The organism is Pseudomonas sp. GW821-FHT01D09, from assembly GCF_059422465.1.
Map to the genome: position 1 here is coordinate 1 of NZ_JBWKWY010000002.1, position 21,255 is coordinate 21,255.

8 protein-coding genes are annotated in these 21,255 nt (G+C 62.3%); all 8 read left to right on the forward strand.

All coding sequences use genetic code 11. The features are described 5' to 3' along the window. Positions 1–159 precede the first annotated feature (159 nt). The 8 genes from gspE (at position 160) to AC07W7_RS02770 (ending at position 21,157) form a co-directional block, all read left to right on the forward strand. On the forward strand, positions 160–1,578 hold the full coding sequence (gene gspE / locus AC07W7_RS02735) for a type II secretion system ATPase GspE (protein ID WP_495038620.1): 1,419 nt from the start codon (positions 160–162) through the stop codon (positions 1,576–1,578). Next, positions 1,578–2,786 (forward strand): type II secretion system inner membrane protein GspF, encoded by a 1,209-nt coding sequence (gspF, locus tag AC07W7_RS02740; protein WP_169900549.1) that lies wholly within the window; start codon positions 1,578–1,580, stop codon positions 2,784–2,786. Before gspE ends, gspF begins: the two co-directional genes overlap by 1 nt. A 350-nt stretch (positions 2,787–3,136) precedes the next feature. Further along, on the forward strand, positions 3,137–4,096 hold the full coding sequence (locus tag AC07W7_RS02745) for a cysteine synthase family protein (RefSeq protein WP_495038621.1): 960 nt from the start codon (positions 3,137–3,139) through the stop codon (positions 4,094–4,096). After that, on the forward strand, positions 4,086–4,646 hold the full coding sequence (locus AC07W7_RS02750) for an adenine phosphoribosyltransferase (protein WP_495038622.1): 561 nt from the start codon (positions 4,086–4,088) through the stop codon (positions 4,644–4,646). The genes AC07W7_RS02745 and AC07W7_RS02750 overlap by 11 nt, the downstream gene beginning before the upstream one ends. Positions 4,647–4,681: 35 nt before the next feature. Beyond that, positions 4,682–5,593, forward strand: a complete 912-nt coding sequence (locus AC07W7_RS02755) for an EamA family transporter (RefSeq protein ID WP_495038623.1) — start codon at positions 4,682–4,684, stop codon at positions 5,591–5,593. Next, the gene (locus AC07W7_RS02760) at positions 5,590–6,840 is read left to right on the forward strand and encodes an ATP-grasp domain-containing protein (RefSeq protein WP_495038624.1); all 1,251 of its coding nucleotides are present in this window, start codon (positions 5,590–5,592) and stop codon (positions 6,838–6,840) included. Before AC07W7_RS02755 ends, AC07W7_RS02760 begins: the two co-directional genes overlap by 4 nt. Before the next feature lie 417 nt (positions 6,841–7,257). Further along, positions 7,258–8,466, forward strand: coding sequence for a substrate-binding domain-containing protein (locus tag AC07W7_RS02765; protein ID WP_099168281.1), 1,209 nt, complete (start codon positions 7,258–7,260; stop codon positions 8,464–8,466). 214 nt (positions 8,467–8,680) lie between these two features. Continuing rightward, positions 8,681–21,157, forward strand: a complete 12,477-nt coding sequence (locus tag AC07W7_RS02770) for a filamentous hemagglutinin family protein (RefSeq protein WP_495038625.1) — start codon at positions 8,681–8,683, stop codon at positions 21,155–21,157. The last annotated feature ends 98 nt before the right edge of the window (positions 21,158–21,255 follow it).

The window sequence follows — 21,255 nt, forward strand, 5'->3', positions numbered from 1 at the left end:
ACTTTTGCGCTTTTCAAAAGTGAGCCGCCGTCAGGGCGGAACCCTAAGTGGCCGTTACCGCAGCAATGGATATGTACACAGACCGAGAAGAGAGTTGTGTAGATACCCATGCCGCGATGACGGCCGCGCGGCCAGCGCAATCCACCCGGATGCCTCCCTATGAGCCTGCTCCCCTACGCCTGGGCCAAATCCCAGCGCATCCTCCTGCACCCGACCCCCGAAGGCCCGCGCCTGACCATCTGCCCCTCGACCCCCGGCTGGTCGATCAGCGAAGTCCAGCGCCAATTCGGCCAGGCCGCCATCGAGCATGTGCGCGACGATGAGCTCGACGGCCTGCTGGCCAGCGCCTACGCCGACACCGGCAGCGCCGCCGCCGTGGTGGGTGCCGCCGAAAATGAAGTCGACCTCGACCGCCTGATGCAGGACATCCCGGAAATCACCGACCTGCTCGACACCCAGGACGGCGCCCCGGTGATTCGCATGATCAACGCCTTGCTGACCCAGGCCGCCCGCGATGAGGCCAGCGACATTCATATCGAACCCTTCGAGACCCATTCGGTGGTGCGCTACCGCGTCGATGGCACCCTGCGCGATGTGGTGTCGCCGCGCAAAGCCCTGCATGGCGCGCTGGTGTCGCGGATCAAGATCATGGCCCAGCTCGATATCGCCGAAAAACGCCTGCCCCAGGACGGCCGTATTGCCCTGCGGGTTGCCGGGCGGCCGATTGATATCCGCGTGTCCACGGTGCCCACCGGCCATGGCGAGCGGGTGGTGATGCGCCTGCTGGACAAACAGGCCGGGCGCCTGCAACTGGAAACCTTAGGCATGGACCCACACCTGCTGGCGCGTCTCGATGGCCTGATCCGCCAGCCCCACGGCATCGTGCTGGTCACCGGGCCCACCGGCAGCGGCAAGACCACCAGCCTCTACGCCGCCCTGGCGCGGCTGGATGCCAGCACGAGCAATATCCTCACCGTGGAGGACCCGGTGGAATACGACCTGCCGGGCATCAGCCAGATCCAGGTCAATGCCAAGATCGACATGACTTTCGCCCTGGCCCTGCGCGCGATCCTGCGCCAGGACCCGGACATCATCATGATCGGCGAAATCCGTGACCTGGAAACCGCGCAGATCGCCGTGCAGGCCTCGCTCACCGGGCACCTGGTGCTGGCCACGCTGCACACCAACGATGCGGTGTCGGCGGTCAATCGCCTGATCGACATGGGGGTCGAGCCGTTCCTGCTGGCCTCGTCGCTGCTCGGCGTGTTGGCCCAGCGCCTGGTGCGTCGCCTGTGCCCGCACTGCAAACAGCCCGACCCGGCGGCCCCCGGCACCTGGCGCCCGGTGGGGTGCGGCCAGTGCAATCAGGTCGGTTATAGCGGCCGCACCGGTATCCATGAATTGTTCTGCGTCGATGATGCCGTGCGCAGCCTGATCCACCAGGGCGCCGGCGAGCAGCAGATACGCGTCGCCGCCCGCCACGCCGGGATGTTCAGCCTGCGTGAAGATGGCGAACGCTGGGTGCGCAGCGGCAGCACCGCGCCGGAAGAAATCCTGCGCGTCACACGGGACGCCTGATGAATCGCTATCGCTACGAAGCCTGTGATGCCAGCGGCAAGCTGGAGACCGGGCACCTGGAGGCCGAGAGCCAGGGCGCGGCCTTTGCCAGCCTGCGCAGCCGTGGCCTGACCGCGTTGCTGGTGCAGCTTGAAGGCAACGCCAACGTGACAGGCAGCAGCCTGTTCAGCGCCAAGCTGTCGGACAACGACCTGGCCTGGGCCACCCGCCAACTGGCCAGCCTGCTCGGTGCCAGCCTGCCGCTGGAGGCGGCGCTGAGTGCCACGGTGGAACAGGCGGAAAAAAAGCACATCGCCCAGACCCTCAGCGCGGTGCGCGCCGATGTGCGCAGCGGCATGCGCCTGGCCGATGCATTGGCCGCGCGGCCACGGGACTTCCCGTCGATCTACCGGGCGTTGATTGCGGCGGGGGAGGAGTCCGGCGACCTGGCCCAGGTCATGGAACGCCTGGCCGACTATATCGAGGAGCGCAACAACCTGCGGGGCAAGATTCTCACGGCCTTTATCTATCCGGGGGTGGTGGGGCTGGTGTCCATCGGCATTGTGATTTTCCTCCTGAGCTATGTGGTGCCGCAGGTGGTCAGCGCCTTTTCCCAGGCGCGCCAGGACCTGCCGGGGCTGACCCTGGCCATGCTCAATGCCAGTGACTTCATTCGCGCCTGGGGCGGGCTGTGTTTTGCCGCCCTGGTCGCGGGCTTCTGGAGTTGGCGCCTATACCTGCGCAACCCCGTGGCGCGCCTGAACTGGCACAGCCGGGTCTTGCGCCTGCCGCTGCTCGGGCGTTTTGTGCTGGGGCTCAACACCGCACGTTTCGCCTCGACCCTGGCGATCCTCGGCGGTGCCGGCGTGCCGTTGCTGCGCGCCCTGGAAGCGGCGCGCCAGACCCTGTCCAACGACCGCCTGAGCCAGAGCGTCAGCGAGGCCACGGCCAAGGTCCGCGAAGGCGTCAACCTGGCGCCGGCCCTGGCAGTGGAAAAAGTCTTCCCCCCAGTGCTGATCCACCTGATCGCCAGCGGCGAAAAAACCGGCTCCCTGCCGCCCATGCTGGAGCGGGCGGCGCAAACCCTGTCGCGGGATATCGAACGGCGGGCCATGGGCATGACCGCGTTGCTGGAGCCGTTGATGATCGTGGTGATGGGCGCGGTGGTGCTGGTGATCGTGATGGCGGTGCTGTTGCCGATTATTGAGATCAACCAACTGGTGACCTGATACACAAACTCACAGGGGCACACCAAACCCTCCCACGCACAACCGGCCATGACGCGGACACGGTAATACCGCTCATGTGGCCTACCCGACCGAACCCGATCACTGATGAGTAGCGACTGCGAGAGACGGATGCGTTGGCAATCCTCAAACGTTTAGGGTAATTGTCGTTTTAATAATGTTTGAATTTGTTTGTACGATAATTCTTATTTTTTTGACGGGCGAATCCTTAATTTTTAGTTGAAGTATTAGGTCGACACGTTTTGATTGCTATCTGTCCGTTTGGCTAGCTGTTTTTCTTTAGGAGAATCAGTTAGCGTCCCGGATATGTTGATTGAAATGGATGGCTAAATATGGAATTGGCAGATATTGGTAGTACGCCTTTTGTGGAACTGGCGAGCTGCTCAATAAATGGGGGGCGGCTGTTTTCAAAATGTGAGTTTCTTAATCCGTCAGGAAGTCATAAAGACAGAACCTATTTGAATATTGTCAGTGAGTTGGAAAATGCGGGTGTTATTAAGCCAGGCATGACCTTGATAGACTGTTCTACTGGAAATGGAGGGGCTGCCCTCGCTTGGATAGGGCGATTGAAAGGGTATAAAGTAAAAATATTTATGCCTGAGGGAATGACTGAGGAACGAAAGGCACAGATTTACTCATTTGGTGCACAAGTAATTGAAACTCCCAGAGAGGGTTTTTTGACGGCGTCAGTCCTTAAAGCCAAGGAGTATCTAGTGGGCAATTCGGCTGAAGAGAATTATTTTTTAGATCAGTCTAGTAATGTCTTGAATAAACAGGCGTGGAATGTTTGTGGTGAGGAAATAGTTGAGGCGCTGAAGAGGCAGGGTGTGGTGCCCGATTTTTTTATTTGTTCAATAGGTACCGGAGGCACCTTTTCAGGTATTGCTGAGGTGTTGAAGCGAGAATACAGTGGGGTTAAAACGGTAGGGGTTGAAGTTTGTAACTCTGCTCCGTTGTATTCAAAAAGAAATAGTTTGGTTTTTCAACATCGACCCCATAATTTAATGGGGTTGGGTGCTGGAGTGTTGTCGCCTAATACAATTTCGGAGCTTGTTGATGAGGTGAGGTTGGTTGATGGCTCAAAGGCCTGGGCTCGAATGAAAAAATTTATAGCAGAAGAGAACACTCCAATTGGGCCGACGTGTGGGGCGAACCTGCTAATTTGCGAGGAGGTTGCTCGGGAATTTCATAATAAAAATATTGTTACCTTGTTTTTTGACAGTTCATGGAAATATGCGAGTCGCTGGGATGGTATTTACCCTGAGTACAGTGAGGTGGTCGATGTTACTTAAGGAAGTCTATAAGCATGCAAGAGTTGTAAATTCTGGTAGATCGTTGACCACGGTGAATGAATTTACTGATCAGATCCCCGCCTTACGTCCCGCTGTCTTAATAGAGGTTGCTCAAAAAATAATAAAGTTGATGGATCTTAATGTTTCCAAGATTGTGACTGAAGAAGACAAAGGCGCTGCGCTTGCTACGACCATCTCCTTGCTTACTGGTATTCCCATGGCTATGGCTCGGTGGTATCCGTACAGCCTGGGAGATATAAACGAACAGGTGGTCAATATTGATTCTGAATATTTTAGAGGGAAGGTTTACCTGAATGGTATTGATGTAGGAGATCGCGTAACCATTGTTGATGATACTTTAAGTACAGGTGGGGCGCTGATTGCTTTAGTCGAAGCTGTAAGAGCTGGAGGCGGTCAGGTGGTGGATGCTATTTGTGCAGTTGAGAAAGTTGGGAATAATGGCTTTAAAAATGTTCAGAGGGAAACCGGGGTTGTTGTAAAAACCGTTATGAAAATAGTCGTGCGCGAAAATGGTGTAGATGTCATATAAGTGGGGGTGTTGGGTTTTATGGGCGGTTTAAACTTATGCAACGAATAGGTGTAGTAATAGGGGTGGTGTTTTGCCTGTTGAGTGCAGCATTCGACGTATATGTTGCGTTCATAATGCAGGCTGTCAATACGCTCCTGGTTATTTTTTATTGCTTTGTAACGTCTGCAGCTTTTTTTGCTGCGTGTGCTCTATACCGGAATTCGGGTTTTTTATGTTCAAGACTTAAGGGTGGCTGGAGAATCGTAGTTGTCATAAATTTAGCGGTTTTACTTAATTGGGGTGGGCTGTTTTATGCCCTTCGATACCTTGAACCGGCCGTGGTTGGAGTAGCTTCAGTTGCCTGTGGTCCGGCACTCACTCTGATTATTTCTCTTTTCGACAAGCGCGGTATCAAGGTTGCTTTTGTGGATGTACTGGTTTCGTGCCTGGTACTCACTTCGGTTGGGGTTATGCTGTACAACTCCTTCGTCGGGCAAAGTGGTATATCCAGCACTACTGTGGAGCAGCGTCTGCTGGGGATCCTCAGTGTCATGGTGTGTGCGTTGGGCACGGTCATCTATACGGTGTTTTCAAAACAGATGTTTGAGCAGCGTTGGTCCGTTTATGAAATTCTAGCCGTTAGAAATATTGCGATGATTGGTGTGTGTGTTATTGCCATTCCTTTAACGGGTGCCGGGTTCTTGGTTGACGGTGAATTAGTTATGCCGATGGTGGTTTTGGTTGTGTTTGGGCATTTGCTGCCGATCTACCTAATCCAGAAAACTATCTATCACCTCACGCCGATCCATGTATCTCTGGTGTTGCTAACCCTTCCGGTATTTGTCCTGTTTCTCCAGTTTTTTGATGCTAGGGTAGAGTTTTCGATGGCCAGTATTGCGGCGGTCAGTATCATTTTATTTTTGCTGTTGGGTCGGGCGCTATATGCACTGAAGAGGGAGGCCACATGACCAAGGTTGTTGTAGTCGATGGATTTTCATCCGGCAAATATGTAGCAAGGCGGTTGAGCGAGAGGGGGTGTGTGCTGATGCATGTGGCCTCGTCAGGCAGCTTGGATAGTTACTATTACAAGGGGTTGGATCACTCGCTCTATGACCAGTTGATCGTCAATGCCGATTTCACCACTACCTTGGCGAGTGTCATGCGCTTTGCGCCTCAGTTCATCATCGCCGGTGCCGAGACAGGCGTATTGCTCGCCGATCACTTGAATGAGCAAATGCAGTTGCCATACCGCAATGACTTCGACCAAACCAATGCCCGTCGAAATAAATACGACATGATCCAATGTGTTACCCATGCACAATTACCGGCCGCACGACAGTTCATCGCGAATACCTGGGATTTGGCACATAACTGGATCAAGTCCCATGGATGCTTCCCTGTAGTGATCAAGCCCCTTGAAAGTGCAGGGGCTGATGGGGTGTCTATTTGTGAGGATATGGAAGCCTGTGAAGCGGCCGTGAAGACGCTGTTGGGGACGATGAACAGATTGAGTATTGCGAACACTCAGGTCTTGATTCAGGAGTACCTGGCAGGATCGGAATACGTTGTGAATATGGTTTCCCTTGATGGTCAACAACTTGTCACCGAGGTTGTGCGATACCAAAAGCAGCGCACCCAGAGGGGGGGCGTCCTCTATGACATCGACGAACTGATCGGCCCCGACTCAGCGGTTTACCCGATCCTGGTGGACTACACCCGAGCAGTAGTGCGATGCCTGGGTATCCGTAACGGACCCAGCCACGCGGAGGTCATGTTTACCGACGATGGCCCGAAACTGGTGGAAGTCGCCGCACGAACCGACGGCATTCTGCTGCCCGAAGTCTCTAGGAAGACCACTGGGCTTGGGCAGATTGATGCGACGGTGTTATCCATCACCGAGCCTGAGGTATTCGCGCAGTTGTTGGCGAAGGACACCGATTATCGACTCCTGCAACATACCTATAACGTCTGTCTCATCAATCGTTTTGAAGGTTGTTTCAATAAGGGCCGGTTTTTGAGCGAGCTGCTCAAGCTGGAGTCATTTTTCGACGCGGTCTTTTACGTTGAAAACGGACAACAGATAGGCGCGACCGAGGATGTGTTCAGTCAACCGGGGACGGTCTATCTGGTACATGCCGACCCTACGGTGATTGCGGCGGATTACCATAGAGTTCGCTTACTTGAATCTCAGGGGGCTTATCTTACGGTGAGCTGATGGAGGGGGCGGTCAGATAGCAGAAAATAGGTTGCCTGAACCACCACCATCGCGAGCAAGCCCGCACACATTTGAATGTGTGTTCACAGCCAATCCTATCCAACCTCGGGTTCGTCATTGCGTCATCTTTGCACCCCCGCGCACGGCCCGCCCGCCATCCGTGAAAAATGCCCTGAAACCTCGCTGTCACTCACCCCGATAAAAGCCACAATCATTGCCAAAACACCCGAGAATCTTTTTAAAAATCAAGCTGTTCCTCCCGAGGTTTTTTCCCTTATCTGTCATCGGAAGCTGCGAACTTCGTGTCCATGGCCTCGCCCCGCAAGCCTGCTGGATCACGGCGTGTGAACCGAGTGCCATGGCGTCATGCAAGAGCCATCTACCTCAACGTATGAACACGACGAAAGGAGCTTCTTCATGTTTAAGCGCAACGTTTTCGCGGTATCCATGACCCTCGCGGCCCTCTGCTCGGCCCAGGCTGCATTCGCTGAAGTCAACGGCGGCGGCGCAACCCTGCCACAGCCGCTGTACCAGACGCCTGGTGTACTGACTGCCGGTTTTGCCGCCTATATCGGTGTTGGCAGCGGCAACGGTAAAGCGGCGTTCCTGGAAAACAAATACGACAAGCTCGTACCCGGCGTGACCAACAAGAACGTGCACTGGGCGGGCAGCGACTCCAAGCTCAGCCTGACTGAATTGTCCACCTACGCATCCGACAAGCAGCCTGGCTGGGGCAAGCTGATCCAGGTGCCGTCGGTGGCGACTTCGGTGGCCATTGCGTTCAACAAGGCTGGCGCGGGGCTCAACCTGAGCGTCGATCAACTGTGCGGTGTGTTCTCCGGTCGCTACAGCGATTGGAGCGAGGTCGTGGGTTCTGGCCGTACCGGTACGATCACTGTGGTCTACCGCAACGGCAACAGCGGTACCACCGAGCTGTTTACCCGCTTCTTGAACGCCAAGTGCAACGCGGCCCTGGAAGGCGGCACTTTTGCCGTGACCCAGGACTTCAAGAGCAGCTTCTCCGGGCCAGTGCGCGGCACCCGCATCAACCCGCTGCAACAAGCCAAGCCGGGCGGTGGTTTTTACGCTGACACCAGCGAAGGTGTGATGAGCACCCTCAACGCTGCTGACAGCCGCATCACCTACATGAGCCCGGATTACGCGGCGGCGACCTTGGCCGGTCTGGATGACGCGACCAAAGTCGCCAAAATTGCCGGTGTTTCGCCTGCGCCTGCCAACGTATCGGCAGCCATTGGGGTTATCCAGCCGCCGGCGCTCATCAACCGTGGCCAGCCGGGCGCCTGGGTGCCAACCTTCGCGGCTACCGCCAGCACGACCGACCCAAGCATCGTAGCTTACCCAACCACCGGCTACCCGATCCTGGGTTTCACTAACCTGATCTTCAGCCAGTGCTACGCCGACGCCGAGCAAACAACCCAAGTGCGTAACTTCTTCGCCCGCCACTACGGCGCGTTTGGCAATAACGACACCGCCATCACTGACAACCGCTTCGTGCCGTTGCCAGGCAACTGGAAGACCGCTGTCCGTGACACCTTCCTCACCGCCACCAATGAGCTGAGCATCGGCAAGTCGAACGTCTGCAACCAGATCGGTCGCCCGCTGTAACTCAAGCGTTCTTCGGTTAGCTGTACCCGATCAGCAACGGCCTGTGCCGTTGCTGATTTTTTATTTGCCCATGGCCCCCGCTGACACTCGGCAGCGGCTACCGGGGGGGCTGGGCGGCAGATGAATTTTCCATGACAGAAGTTCAGTCCCGCCCCTCGCCAACTGCCTACCTCTCATACGTGATGTGCGTCTCCATACAGAAGGATGATTCCAGATGGTCCGCTGCAAACCACCGGTTAACCTGAATGCCCGCGGCCCGAGCGGCCAGACTGTCTTGCGCCTCAAGCCACTGGCCCATGCCATTGCCTTGTTGCTGGTGGCCGGCAGTGCCCAGGGGGCCACGGCGTTCAGTTCCGGCTGGTTTGCGGCCAAGGGCGCGTCCCAGGCGGCCACGGCTGCGCGGCCGGGGGCGCCGGTGCCGGGGATGCCGCCGCCGTTGTCCCAGCAGGCGCGGGTCAACCAGCAGATGCAGCGCTCCCTGAGCACCCTCAACAACAGCGTCGCGGCGATTGCCGCCCAGCAGGCGGCCCAGGCGGCCGGGCGCCAGGCGGCGCTGGGGCAGGTCTCGACCATTCCCGATGGCCTGGGCAAGGGCGGCTTGCAGGTGGACAACAGCCTGACCCAGGGCTGGATCAACGCCAAAGGCCCGACCCAGAGCCAGGCCGGCGGCCAGACCACGGTGAACATCGAGCAGACCGCCGACAAGGCGATCCTCAACTGGGAGACCTTCAACGTCGGGCGCAACACCACCGTGGATTTCCAGCAGCAGGCCAACTGGGCCTTGCTCAACCGCGTCAACGACCCGAATGCGCGCCCCAGTGAGATCCAGGGCCAGATCAAGGGCGCCGGCACGGTGATGATCATCAACCGCAACGGCGTGGTGTTCAGCGGCAGTAGCCAGGTCAATGTACGCAACCTGGTGGCGGCAGCGGCCAACATCAGCGATGAGCAGTTCACCCAGCGCGGGCTTTATGTGGATGCCAATGGCACCCAGCCGACGTTTACCGAGGCGGCGGGCAAGGTCGAAGTACAGCGTGGCGCCCTGATCCAGACGCACGCGGCGGCGACCTCCACCGACGCCGGTGGCTACGCCTTGCTCCTCGGCTCGGAAGTGGAAAACGCCGGGACCCTTATCACTGCCAAGGGCCAGACCACGCTGGCGGCCGGCGACAGTTTTTATATCCGCAAGGGCCTCGGCACCACCGGCAACGCACGCTCCACCACGCGCGGCAATGAAGTGGCCAGCAGCCTCAACACCGGCAGCGGCGCCGGCACCGTGAGCAACAGCGGCCTGATCATGGCCGCTACCGGCGATATCACCCTGACCGGCCACACCGTGCGCCAGAACGGCGTGGCCCTGGCCAGCACCTCGGTGGACACCCGTGGCACCGTGCACCTGCTCAACTCGGCCAGCGACAGCACCGCCAGCGTCACCCTGGGGGAGGGCAGTACCACCGCGATCCTGCTCGACAGCAGCGGCGCCAGCGCCCTCAACAGCCAGCGCGACAATGGCCTGGTCAACCTCGACGGCCAGCCCGGCAACCTGATCGGCGGGCAGTTCAACAATTTGAGCAGCGTCGCCGACCGCACCGACCAGTCGCGTATCGAGATTGTCAGCGGTGGCAGTGTGGACTTCCAGAAAGGCTCGATCACCCTCGCCACCGGTGGCCAGGTGGCCGTCAGCGCGGGTCAGCGCAGCCTGCTGCGCGAGGGGGCGATGATCGATGTGTCGGGGGCCATCGGCGTCAAGGTGGCGATGGAGGCCAATAACATCAAGATCAACGTGCAGGGCAACGAGCAGCGCGATGCACCGGTCAACCGCGATAACGGGCAGTTGATCAACAATGATGTCTGGGTCGATCTGCGCGAGCTGGTGTTTGTCGCCGCCGGCACCAACGGCTATGCGACGGATCGCTGGTACACCGCTGGCGGCCTGCTGGAAGTCGGCGGTTATCTCGGCACCCAGGGCCACTCGGTGGGCGAGTGGATGGCCCAGGGCGGGACGGTGACGTTTACCGGCCGCGACGTGGTGACCCGGCAGGGCGCGCAGATCAACGTGTCGGGTGGCTCCGTCGATGTGCAGGGTGGCTATATTCAGCAGAGCTGGCTCAAGGGCCCGGACGGGCGCTTGTATGAACTGTCGAAAGCGCCGGGGGATATTCTCTACACCGGTTTCTATAAAGGGTTTGAGGACTCCAGCATGCGCTGGGGCCGTACAGATCACTACTACAACCCGTTGATCGCCCCGCAGCGCCGATACGAAGCGGGCTACAGCGTGGGCCGCGACGCCGGCAAACTGGTGGTCGGCACCTCCAGCGCGGTGCTCGAAGGGCAGTTGATCAGCGATGTGTTCCAGGGCGAGCGCCAGACCCAGGCGCCAAGTATCAACCTCGATGGCTACCAACAGTCACAGAAGGCCATGGCCCAGCGCGCGCAGTTGATCATTGGCCAGTACACGCCGGTGTTCAATAAAACCACCGGCACCTTGCGCCATGCCTTGACCCCGACCCTGGACCAGGTGTCGATCCAGGACAACCCACAGAAAATTGCCGAGGGCCTGGACCTTACCGGTGCATTGTCGCCCGCCCGCCAGGGCCAGTTGCTGCTCGACAGCGAGCAGCTCAATGGCTTCCAGCTGGGGGCGATCAAGGTCGGGGCCAGGCAGCAGATCAGCGTCGATGCCGGGCTCAAGGTCGCGGACGGTGGCGATATCACCCTGTTCGGGCCGAAGGTATCGATCAATGCCAATCTCACCGCCCATGGCGGCAGTATCAATGCCGGCAACGTGCTCAATCAGGTCAATCTGCAGAGCAGCAATGGCATCAGCGATGTGACGCTGCCGGGGCCTGGGCAGTTGGTGGTGGCCGCCGGGGTCCGGCTCGATGCGTCCGGGCGCTGGAATAACCTGGCGCTGGAGCCTGGCAACAGCAGCGGTGTGGCCTATGTGAAGGGTGGCAAGGTCTCGCTGCGCAGCAGCAATGAACTGAAACTGGCGGCTGGCAGCCTGGTGGATACCTCATCCGGGGCGACCCTCGGCCTGGATGGCAAGGCCAGTGGCGGCAAGGGTGGCGATGTCACGGTGAGTGCCCTGGGGGCGCTGGGCCTGGACGGCGATATTCGCGGCTACGGCATGAACGGCGGCGGCACCCTGGCGGTGCAGGCCCACAAGGTGCTGATCGGCCCCAGCGCCGCGCCGGCCGACACCCTGCAACTGGCCGGCGATTTCTTCAACAAGGGCTTCTCGGCCTACGACATCACCGGCAATGAAGGCTTGCTCGTCGCCGACGGGGCCAGGGTCGATGTGAACATGCCGGTCTATCGCCTCGGTGAGCAGGCCACGACGACCCCGGGCGGCAGCGATCCAACCGCCGCGCTGGAGCGCTGGACGCCCGAGCTGTACCAGGAAGATGGGGCCAGGGGCGTGCTGACCCAGCGTCGTGGCGCCGGGCTGAACCTGACTGCCGGCCATCTGGAATCCACCGCCGCCCAATTGGCGAGCACCGCGCTCACCGTGGGCCGGGGCGCAGTGATCAACGTCGATCCCGGCCAGGCCATCAACCTGCGCAGCGTCGGCCAACTGACCCTCAATGGCACCCTGAACGCCTGGGGCGGCAGTGTCAGCCTGGGGGGCTTGAGCGTGCCGGTCTCGGAGAGTGTCAACGCCATTGGGCATGGCCGCTCGATCTGGGTCGGTGAGCAGGCGCTGATCGATGTGGCCGCACGCGCGGTGACCGCCGTGGACAGTCGCGGCAGTGTTTATGGCCAGGTGCGCAACGGCGGGCAGATCACCCTGGGGGGGGATGTGCATCCCACCACCGGTGTCGCGACCGCCAGTGACCTGTTTGTGGTAGTGCGCGAGGGCGCGCGGCTAGAGGCTTCGGGCAGCCAGGCGCGGCTGAATATCCCAGGCCAGGGGCCGACCCTGGTGGCGAGCAATGGCGGCGCTATCGCCTTTGCGTCCAATAACGGCCTGTACCTGGACGGCAGCTTTGTCGCCCAGGCCGGCGGCGCCGGGGCAGCGGGCGGGCGCCTGGCCGTGGTGCTGGAGGCGCCGGCCTATCTGCGCAACCTGGCAACCGAGAGGGTATTGCGCGGTCGCGAGCTGATTGTCAGCCAGACCCGCCTGCCTGGCGAGGCGCCAACCACCGCCGATGGCCTGCTCTATGGCCATGGGCGGCTCGGTGTGGATCAGGTCACGGCTGGCGGCTTCGACAACCTGGCGCTGTTAAGCAACGGCAGGCTGAGTTTTGCCGGTGATATTTCACTGAATATGGGCCAGGGCCTGGCGTTGTACAGCATGGGCATGAACCTGGCCGAAGGCGCTGCCAACACCGCGCGGGTCAACCTATCGGCGCCGCATGGGGTGCTCGCCGGCCTGCTCACACCGCCCCGCAGCATCATGGAAGGTTACGTCCTGCCCAGTGGCCTCTCGCTTTCGACGGAGCCTGGCCAGGGGGTCTTTACCTTCGACAGCGACCTGCTGGAGATCCGCGATGCGGTGAGCTTCTCCCTGAACCAGGGGTTTGACCGGGTCAACCTGCAAAGCCGTGGCGACCTGCGGTTTCTTGCCGGGCGCGATGGCGGCGCGACGACGACTGTCTTCAGCACGCTCCTGGAGTCGGGTGGTGATATGACGCTGCGCGCTGCGCGGATCTATCCCGGCAGTGGCGTGGCCGCGCGGGTCCTGGTCGGCCAGACCGGCGGTGCGATCAACCGTTTCACCTTCGACCCGACCCGCACCCTGGCCCTGGAAAAGGTCGGCGATGCCGGCGCAGTCGCCCCCGATGCCGTTTTCGGCCGCCTGCAACTGGGGGCGGCCACCATCCGCCAGGGCGGCGTGCTGCAGGCGCCGCTGGGGGTGATCGAGCTGGGCAACGTGGGCAGCACCCGTGTCGAGTTGCTGCCCGGCAGCCTGACTTCGGTCAGCGCCAAGGGCCTGGTGCTGCCCTACGGCGGCACGCTGGACGGGCAGGTCTACCGCTATAACGGCAAGCCCGTGACCTTTGTCGGCCAGGGCGGTGTGGTCAACAGCGATCTCTCGGTGGGGGTGGTCCTGGGCGGCAAGTCGGTGGCGGTGTTGCCCGAGGCCACCCTGGACCTGTCCGGCGGCGGCGATCTGCTGGGCGCCGGGTTTGTGGCCGGGCGTGGCGGCTCCACCGATGCGCGTTACAACCCGTTGGTACAGTTTGGCGTCAATGGCGGCTTCACCTTGCCAGGGCTGGCCAGCAACCCGGTGTACGCCATCGTGCCGGGCGCCCAGGCGGGCTATGCACCGGTGGCCGGCGAAGGCGGCGCGAGCACGCCGCTGGTGGGGCAACAGATCACCCTTGGCGCCGGAGTGCCAGGCCTGCCAGCCGGCACCTATACCTTGCTGCCGTCTACCTACGCCCTGATGCCGGGGGCATTCCGGGTCGAGATCAATGGCCAGGCCGGCACCGGCAGCGATGCCGGGGCCACCCCGATGCGCAACGGCTCGTGGTCTACCGCCGGGCGCCTGTCGATTATCCATACCGACATCCACAACAGCCTCGCCAGCCAGGTGATCCTGACCTCGGCCGATACCTTGCGCCGTTACTCCCAATACAACGAAACCAGCTACGCCCAGTTCGCCGTGGCCGACGCCGCCCGGCTTGGCGTGCCACGGCCGATGCTGGCGGTGGATGCCAAGACGCTCAAATTGGCGCTGGAAGGCGGTGGTGGCCGTGACACGTTCGTGTTCAAGGGTGTTGGCCGTTTCGAGGCCGCCCCGGGAGGCTATGGCGGCACGGTGGCGGTGAACAACACCAACCCCAGCAGCAGCACACAGATTATCGATGCCCAGAGCCCCTTGATTGACGAGACATTCCGCGGCGTGACGGTGGATGCGCAAAGCCTCAACGCCATGGGGGCCAAGCGCCTGCTGGTGGGCGGGCTGTCCCAGGTGGTGTATGGGCAGGGCGGTAATAACGTCGGGTTCATTGAACTGGGGAACACGGTCATCCTGCGCAGCGGTGCGACCCTCGCGGCGCCGGAGGTAATCCTGGCCACGCGCAGCGGCGATATCGTGGTTGAACAAGGGGCCTCCATCAATACCCTCGGCCAGGGTAAGGCGGCCTATGATTCGCGCGACGGTTTTGTCTACAGCAGCGCGGCCAATACGCTGGTCGTGTCCAATGGCCTGCTCAATGTGCTGCCTTACCCTGAGGGCGCGGCCAAGGCGGGCGGCATTCAGATCGGCGTCTGCCCTACAGGCCAGTGTGCGGGGCAGACCTCGCTGTACTCCGAGGGCAGCCTTGTCATTTCGACCACCCAGGCCCTGGAGCTGGACGAGCAGGTGCGCTACGGCACCCGTCACCTGGCACTGGCCTTGAGCAATATCAACGTCGGCAGTGCCCAGGCCCTGGCCGATGCCGCCGCGCGCAACGTATTGCCGGCTGGCCTGACCCTTAACCAGCAGGTCATCGATCGCCTGTTGCGTGGCGACACACAGTCCGGCGCGCCAGCCCTGGAAACCCTGCAGCTGTCCGCAGCCCAGGCCTTGAACTTCTACGGCACCACCACCCTGGACACCTACGACCCACAGACCGGCAAGTCGCGCCTGGACAATCTGTTGCTGTCCATGCCGGCGATCTACGGCTCCGGCGGCGCCAACGATGTGGCGAGCCTGCGCACCGCCAACCTTATCTGGCAGGGCGCCGAAGCCGCGCCCGGCGGCGTGATTGCCGGCGGCGCCGGCACCGGCAGCGGGCGCCTGGACATCCAGGCCGAGCGGATCGAATTGGGCTACGGCGCCTTTGCCCAGCCCAGCACCACCAAGAGCTTCGACCGCCTGGCATTGGGCTTTGCCAACGTCAACCTCAATGCCAGCGAGCGCATCACGGCCAACCACAAGGGCAGTCTGTCGGTGTACCAGCGCCTGGACGGTTATGACGCGGTCAAAGGCTTCCAGTACAGCGGTGCCAACCTGAATATCCTCACGCCGCTGATGACCGGCGAGGGCGGCTCGGTCAACCGCATCACCGCCGGTGGCGCGATTGATGTGGCGGCTGCGCCGGGCACACGCGGTACGGCCAACGGTTACGGCGCGCAATTGTCCTTGCAGGGCCAGAGCATCCGCCTGGCCAGTGCGGTGGTGCTACCCAGTGGCAAGGTCAGCCTCAATGCCCTGGGCGACGTGGTGCTGACGGACACCGCGCTGATCGATGTCGCCGGGCGCGCCATCACCTTCAACGATGTGACCCAATATGGCTGGGGCGGCGATGTGCTGCTCGACAGTCGCCATGGCAACGTGCAGCAAGGCGCGGGGGCGATCATCGACCTGTCCGCCAAACACAACCAGGCCGGCAAACTGCGGGCCGTCGCCGTGGATGCGACGGCGGGCGTGGTCGACTTGCAGGGTCAGGTCCTCGGTAGCAGCAGTGGTGACTATGATGCCGGCGGCACGCGGCTGCCGTACCTGGGCGGGACCCTGGAAATCCAGGCCCAGCGCCTGGGCGGCAGCGGCGGCCTGGACCAGCCGTTCGCCGCCCTCAACCAGCGCTTGAACGACGGCCAGGTGTTCGGGGCCCGCAGCTTCCAGCTCAAGCAGGGCGACTTGACCATCGGCAATGGCCTCAAGGCTGGCAGCATCAGCGTCTCGCTGGACAACGGCAGCCTGCGGGTCAATGGCCTGGTGGATGCCAGTGGCGAGCGGGTCGGCAGTATCAACCTGGCGGGCAAGCACGGCCTGACCCTGGACAGCAGCGCCGTGCTCGATGCCCATGGCCGCGTCCTGCGGGTCGACAGCTACGGCAAGATCATCGACTCGCCCAACCGCGCCATGGTGGTGCTCGGCTCCGGCGACGGCCTGCTGACCCTGGGCGACGGCGTGCGTATCGACCTGCGCCACGGCACGTCGGCGATCAAGGGCCATGACGGGCGCTTGCGCGGCACCCTGGAGTTGAATGCGCCACGGTTGATCAACGCCGATGGCAGCAGCAATGACATCGCCATCGACGCCAGCGGGCGCCTGGCGATCCAGGGCGCCCGTTCGATCACCCTCAACGGCATGATCCGCTACGACGATGCCCCGGTAAAAACCGACCCGACCGCCAGTGGCCAGCCTTATCAGCAGATCACCCAAGGCTATTTGAATGACAAGCATGCCGCCAGCGTGGCGTTTATCAACGCCGCCTTGAAGAACGACGACCTGCGCTACAACAAACTGGCCGGCTTGAATAACGCCACCTATGCCGATGCCTTCCACCTGCGCCCGGGCGTGGAGATTGTCAGCAAGACCCCGGACGGCGACCTGGTGGTACAAGGTGACCTGGACCTGTCCGGCTTTCGCTACGCCAGCCTCAACCCGCGTAGCCAGCAGGTCGAAGGGGTCTACGGCTCCGGCGAGGCCGGCAGCCTGAGCCTGCGCGCCGGTGGCGACCTGAATATCTATGGCAGCATCAACGATGGCTTTGCCCCGCCGCCCGAAACCGTGGACGACAAGGGTTGGGTCTTGTTATCGGGGATCGACTTTACCGGTGGCGACACCGTGGTGCCGGGCCAGGGCGTGAGCCTGGCGCAGGGCACGGTTTACCCGGCGGGCGCGGTGTTGAACTACGACGTGCCGCTCACCGACATCGGCGTGGGCGCCGGCACCCGCTTGCCAGTGCGGGCGACCCTCAACCAGGAACTGGTGCTGCCTGCCGGTACGGTGCTGGCGGCGGCGGTACTCGACAGCGCCGGCACTGTGCTGTTTGCCGCCGGGACGATGCTGAGCCAGGCGCAAACCCTGGCCAGTGGCACGCAGCTGGAGGCGGGCACCTTGCTCACCCAGAACACGCTGTTGAAGGCCCTGACCTGGCCCCGGGGCGTGCCGTTGCCGCAGAACTTCCAGGCCGCCAACCCCACCCTCAATGGGGTGACCCTCGACCGCGACCTGCTGTTGCCCAAGGGCGCGCTGATTCCTGCCGGCACCCGCGTCAAGTTGCTTAACGATGCGCAGTCGATCCAACTGCGGCCAGAGGAATCCGGGCGCCAGGGCAAGCAATGGGCGATTGCGCCGATGCTGGGCGAAGGCTCGCAATCCTGGTCGCTGCGCCTGGTGGCCGGTGCCGATACCGAGGCGGCGGACAGTCGTCTGTTGCAACCCCATCCGCGCAGCGGCGACCTGCGCCTGGCCGACACTCACTACGGCATGTTCGCCAAGGAGCTGCCCTCCCAGGCGGTGCAGACCTGGACTGCCAAGGTGGTTATCGAGCTGGCGCTGGCCGGTGTCACGGTGGTCGAGGGCGACCCGGTCGACCAGGCCATCCTCGACAGTTTCGGCATGGGCACGATTGCCGAGTTCTGTGCGGCGACGCCTGATTTTTGCGCACCCAGGCTCTCTTTTGTCTGGACCGACTATGCGGTGGCCGACCTGGCGGGGCAGGGGGTGACCGTGGTGGCGGGGACGCCGATCACCGATGAGTTCCTTAAAAGCATCAGCTATCCGTCGGTGGGTGAGGTGTGTGCCGCACTCCCGGAGTATTGCCTGTCCCAGAGTGTCAGGGAGTATGCAGCTACGCCGTCGGCCAGCCGTTTCAGTGTGATCCGCACGGGCACCGGCGACCTGCAGTTGTTGAGTGGCGGCAACCTGAGCATGGACTCGTTGTACGGCGTCTATACCGCCGGTACGTCTTCTGCCGCCGCCGTCGAGGGCGACCCCTACAACCAGCCCAAGTCCCTGGGCCGGGGCAAGACCGTCCTCAACGAAGCCGGGAGTTTTTTTGAACAGTTCGTCAACGCCGACACCACCAGCCTGTACCGCGCCTGGTATCCGCAAGGGGGGGGGAACCTGAGCCTGAATGTCGGGGGCAGTCTGACGGGCAATATCGCCACCGCGCTGACCAGCGCCGTGGGACGCCCTAACCCGTTGGACCAGGGGACGGATTCGGCCAGCGTCGGTAACTGGCTATGGCGTCAAGGCAGCGGTGCTGTCGAGACCGGCGGGGCGCCGCAGCCAACGGCCTGGTGGATCAATTTCGGCAGCTATACCGCCACCGCCACCGCTGACCAACTGGTGGGCTTTACCGGCATCGGCACCCTGGGCGGCGGGGATGTGGATGTGCAGGTCGCCGGTGACGCCGGGATGCTGCGTGCCATGGCCGGCAATGTCATGTCGTCTACCACCAGCCCCCGCAGCCAGGGGCTGGTACTGGCCGTCGGTGGCACGGGGCGTGTGGCGGCCGATGGCAGCCTGCAGTTGACGGGCGGCGGTGACCTGCGGGTGCGTATCGGCGGGGTCTTGAACCCTGACAGTCAGCTCTCTGCCAGTAGCCTGAACGGCACTCTGGTGAACCTGCGGGGCAATGCCCAGTTGCTGGGCGGCGCCATGGGGCAGGTCGAGTTGGGCTACGGTACTGACTATTACGCCCACAGCCCTGGGGAAACCCGTCCGTTCGACTCGTTGCAAGCCACCCGCGGCACGGCCGGCGGCGGTATGCTGCTGGTGCCGGGCGATGCGACATTCAGCCTGGCGACCCTGGGCGACCTGGTGGTGCAGAATGTGCTCGATCCGGGCCGGGTCCTGTTGCCAAACAGCTCATCCTTTGTGCGCGCAGGCGAGCACGGTCCCGGTAGCAGTTGGTTCTCGCTGTGGACCGAGGGCACCGCCATCGACCTGTTTTCAGCCGGCGGCAACCTGACGCCCAACACCGAGAACCGGGCTTCCGACCTGGCGATTGTGTACCCGTCGATCCTGCGCGCGACCGCTGCCAGTGGCAGCTTGTATTACGGCAAGGCGAGCGCTTTGGCGACGGAGGACGTCAACTACCGCAACCCGCTGTTGCTGGCGCCAGGGCCCAACGGCCAGTTGCAGTTCCTCGCCCAGGATTCGATCTATGCCGGCGGACTGTTCGTGACGCCGTCAGCCGCCGACCCCGCCACCATGGCCACGCCTTGGCGCCCGGCGTTTGTCGGCAGGATCGGCGAGAACCCCACCCCGGTGGCCAGCAACCTGTCCCCCAACGGCAACCCTGAAAACGCCAACCTGCTGCCATTGTTTGTGTTCGGCTCGGGCAGCGCATCGGGCGCGGCCTATGTCCCGGCGACCCCGGCGCGCTTCTATGCCTTGGCCGGGGATTTGCTGGGGGTCAGCAGTGGGCGGATCATCACCTTCAGCGGCGCGGTTGATGCGCTTCATTCGGGGCAGACCTGGTACGAGGGCGGTGGGCCGGTATGGATGATGGCGGGGCGGGATATCGTCAGCAGCGGCAGCCTTTTTGACTTGACGGCCAGCCCGGATGCGTCTCAATCCCGGGGCAACCTGTTTCTCCACAACAACCCGAATGACATCTCCATCGTGTCCGCCGGGCGCGACATCCTCTACAGCAACGTCCAGGTTGCCGGCCCCGGCACCCTGGAGCTGATGGCCGGGCGCAATATCCTCATGGAGGATCGGGTCAGCGTGACGAGTCTCGGTGCGTTGGTGCCGGGGGACAGCCGTCCGGGGGCAAGTATCGTCATGCAGGCCGGCGCAGGCCCCAACGGCCCGGACTACCGGCGCTTTGTCGAGGCCTACCTGAACCCCGAGAACCAGGTGCAGGTGGGTGAAGCCCTGACCCTGGGCGCTGGCAAGGTCGCCAAGAGCTACGAGAATGAACTGGCCGCCTGGCTGGCCGGGCGCTTCGGGTTTGTCGGTGACAGCGCACAGGCCCGGGCTTACTACGCGGCGCTACCGGCCGAGCAACAGCGGGTGTTTGCCCGTGAGGTGTACTTTGCCGAGCTCAAGGCCGCCGGCCGTGAGTACAACCAGGCCGGCGGCGTGCGCGAGGGCAGTTATGTAAGGGGCCGGGCGGCGATTGCCGGGTTGTTCCCGGACAAGGACGTGGCCGGCAATGCCATTGCCTACAAGGGCGATATCACCCTGTTTGGCGGTGCCGGGGTGCACACCAACTTTGGCGGCTCGATCCAGATGCTTACGCCAGGCGGCGGCCAGACCTTTGGCATCGAAGGCGCGGCACCGCCGTCCACTGCCGGTGTCATCACCCAGGGCGCCGGGGATATCCAGTTGTATTCCCTGGACAGCATCCTGCTGGGCCAGAGCCGGATCATGACCACCTTTGGCGGCTCGATCATGGGCTGGTCGGCGGCGGGCGACATCAACGCCGGGCGGGGTTCCAAGACCACCGTGGTCTATACCCCGCCACGGCGGGTGTATGACAACTGGGGCAATGTGAGCCTGTCACCGTCGGTGCCCAGTACCGGCGCGGGCATCGCCACCCTCAACCCGATCCCGGAAGTGCCGGCGGGGGATATCGACCTGATTGCACCGTTGGGCACCATCGATGCGGGCGAGGCGGGGATCCGCGTGTCGGGCAATATCAACATTGCCGCGCTGCGGGTGGTCAACGCGGCGAATATCCAGACCCAGGGCAAATCGTCCGGGGTGCCGGTGTCTGCGGCGGTCAACACCGGGGCCATGAGCTCGGCCAGCGCGGCGGGGGCGGCGGCGTCCCAGGCCGCCGAAGACGCGGCACGCAACCAGCAGGCCGCCGCGCGCCAGGGCCGGGCGTCGATCGTCACGGTCGAGGTATTAGGGTTTGGCAGCGAGCCGGTGCAACGTCGGGAGCAAGAGGCCCGCAAGACACCGGCGTATAACCCCGACAGCCCGGTGCAGGTGCTGGGGGCGGGGCCGTTGAGCGAACAGGCCAAGGCGCAGTTGACGGATGAGGAGCGGGGGCAGATCAGTTTGTAGGGACTTACCCGGATCAAACTGTGGAAACCGACTTGTTTGGGAGCGGGCTTGGGTGAGGGCTAGCCCGCGATAGCGGTGGTTCAGCCGACATATTCGGT

Coding starts and splice junctions, on each gene's coding strand:
- AC07W7_RS02765 (WP_099168281.1), top strand. CDS start 7,258: ATGTTTAAGCGCAACGTTTTCGCGGTATCCATGACCCTCGCGGCCCTC.
- AC07W7_RS02750 (WP_495038622.1), top strand. CDS start 4,086: ATGTTACTTAAGGAAGTCTATAAGCATGCAAGAGTTGTAAATTCTGGT.
- AC07W7_RS02755 (WP_495038623.1), top strand. CDS start 4,682: ATGCAACGAATAGGTGTAGTAATAGGGGTGGTGTTTTGCCTGTTGAGT.
- AC07W7_RS02745 (WP_495038621.1), top strand. CDS start 3,137: ATGGAATTGGCAGATATTGGTAGTACGCCTTTTGTGGAACTGGCGAGC.
- gspF (WP_169900549.1), top strand. CDS start 1,578: ATGAATCGCTATCGCTACGAAGCCTGTGATGCCAGCGGCAAGCTGGAG.
- AC07W7_RS02760 (WP_495038624.1), top strand. CDS start 5,590: ATGACCAAGGTTGTTGTAGTCGATGGATTTTCATCCGGCAAATATGTA.
- gspE (WP_495038620.1), top strand. CDS start 160: ATGAGCCTGCTCCCCTACGCCTGGGCCAAATCCCAGCGCATCCTCCTG.
- AC07W7_RS02770 (WP_495038625.1), top strand. CDS start 8,681: ATGGTCCGCTGCAAACCACCGGTTAACCTGAATGCCCGCGGCCCGAGC.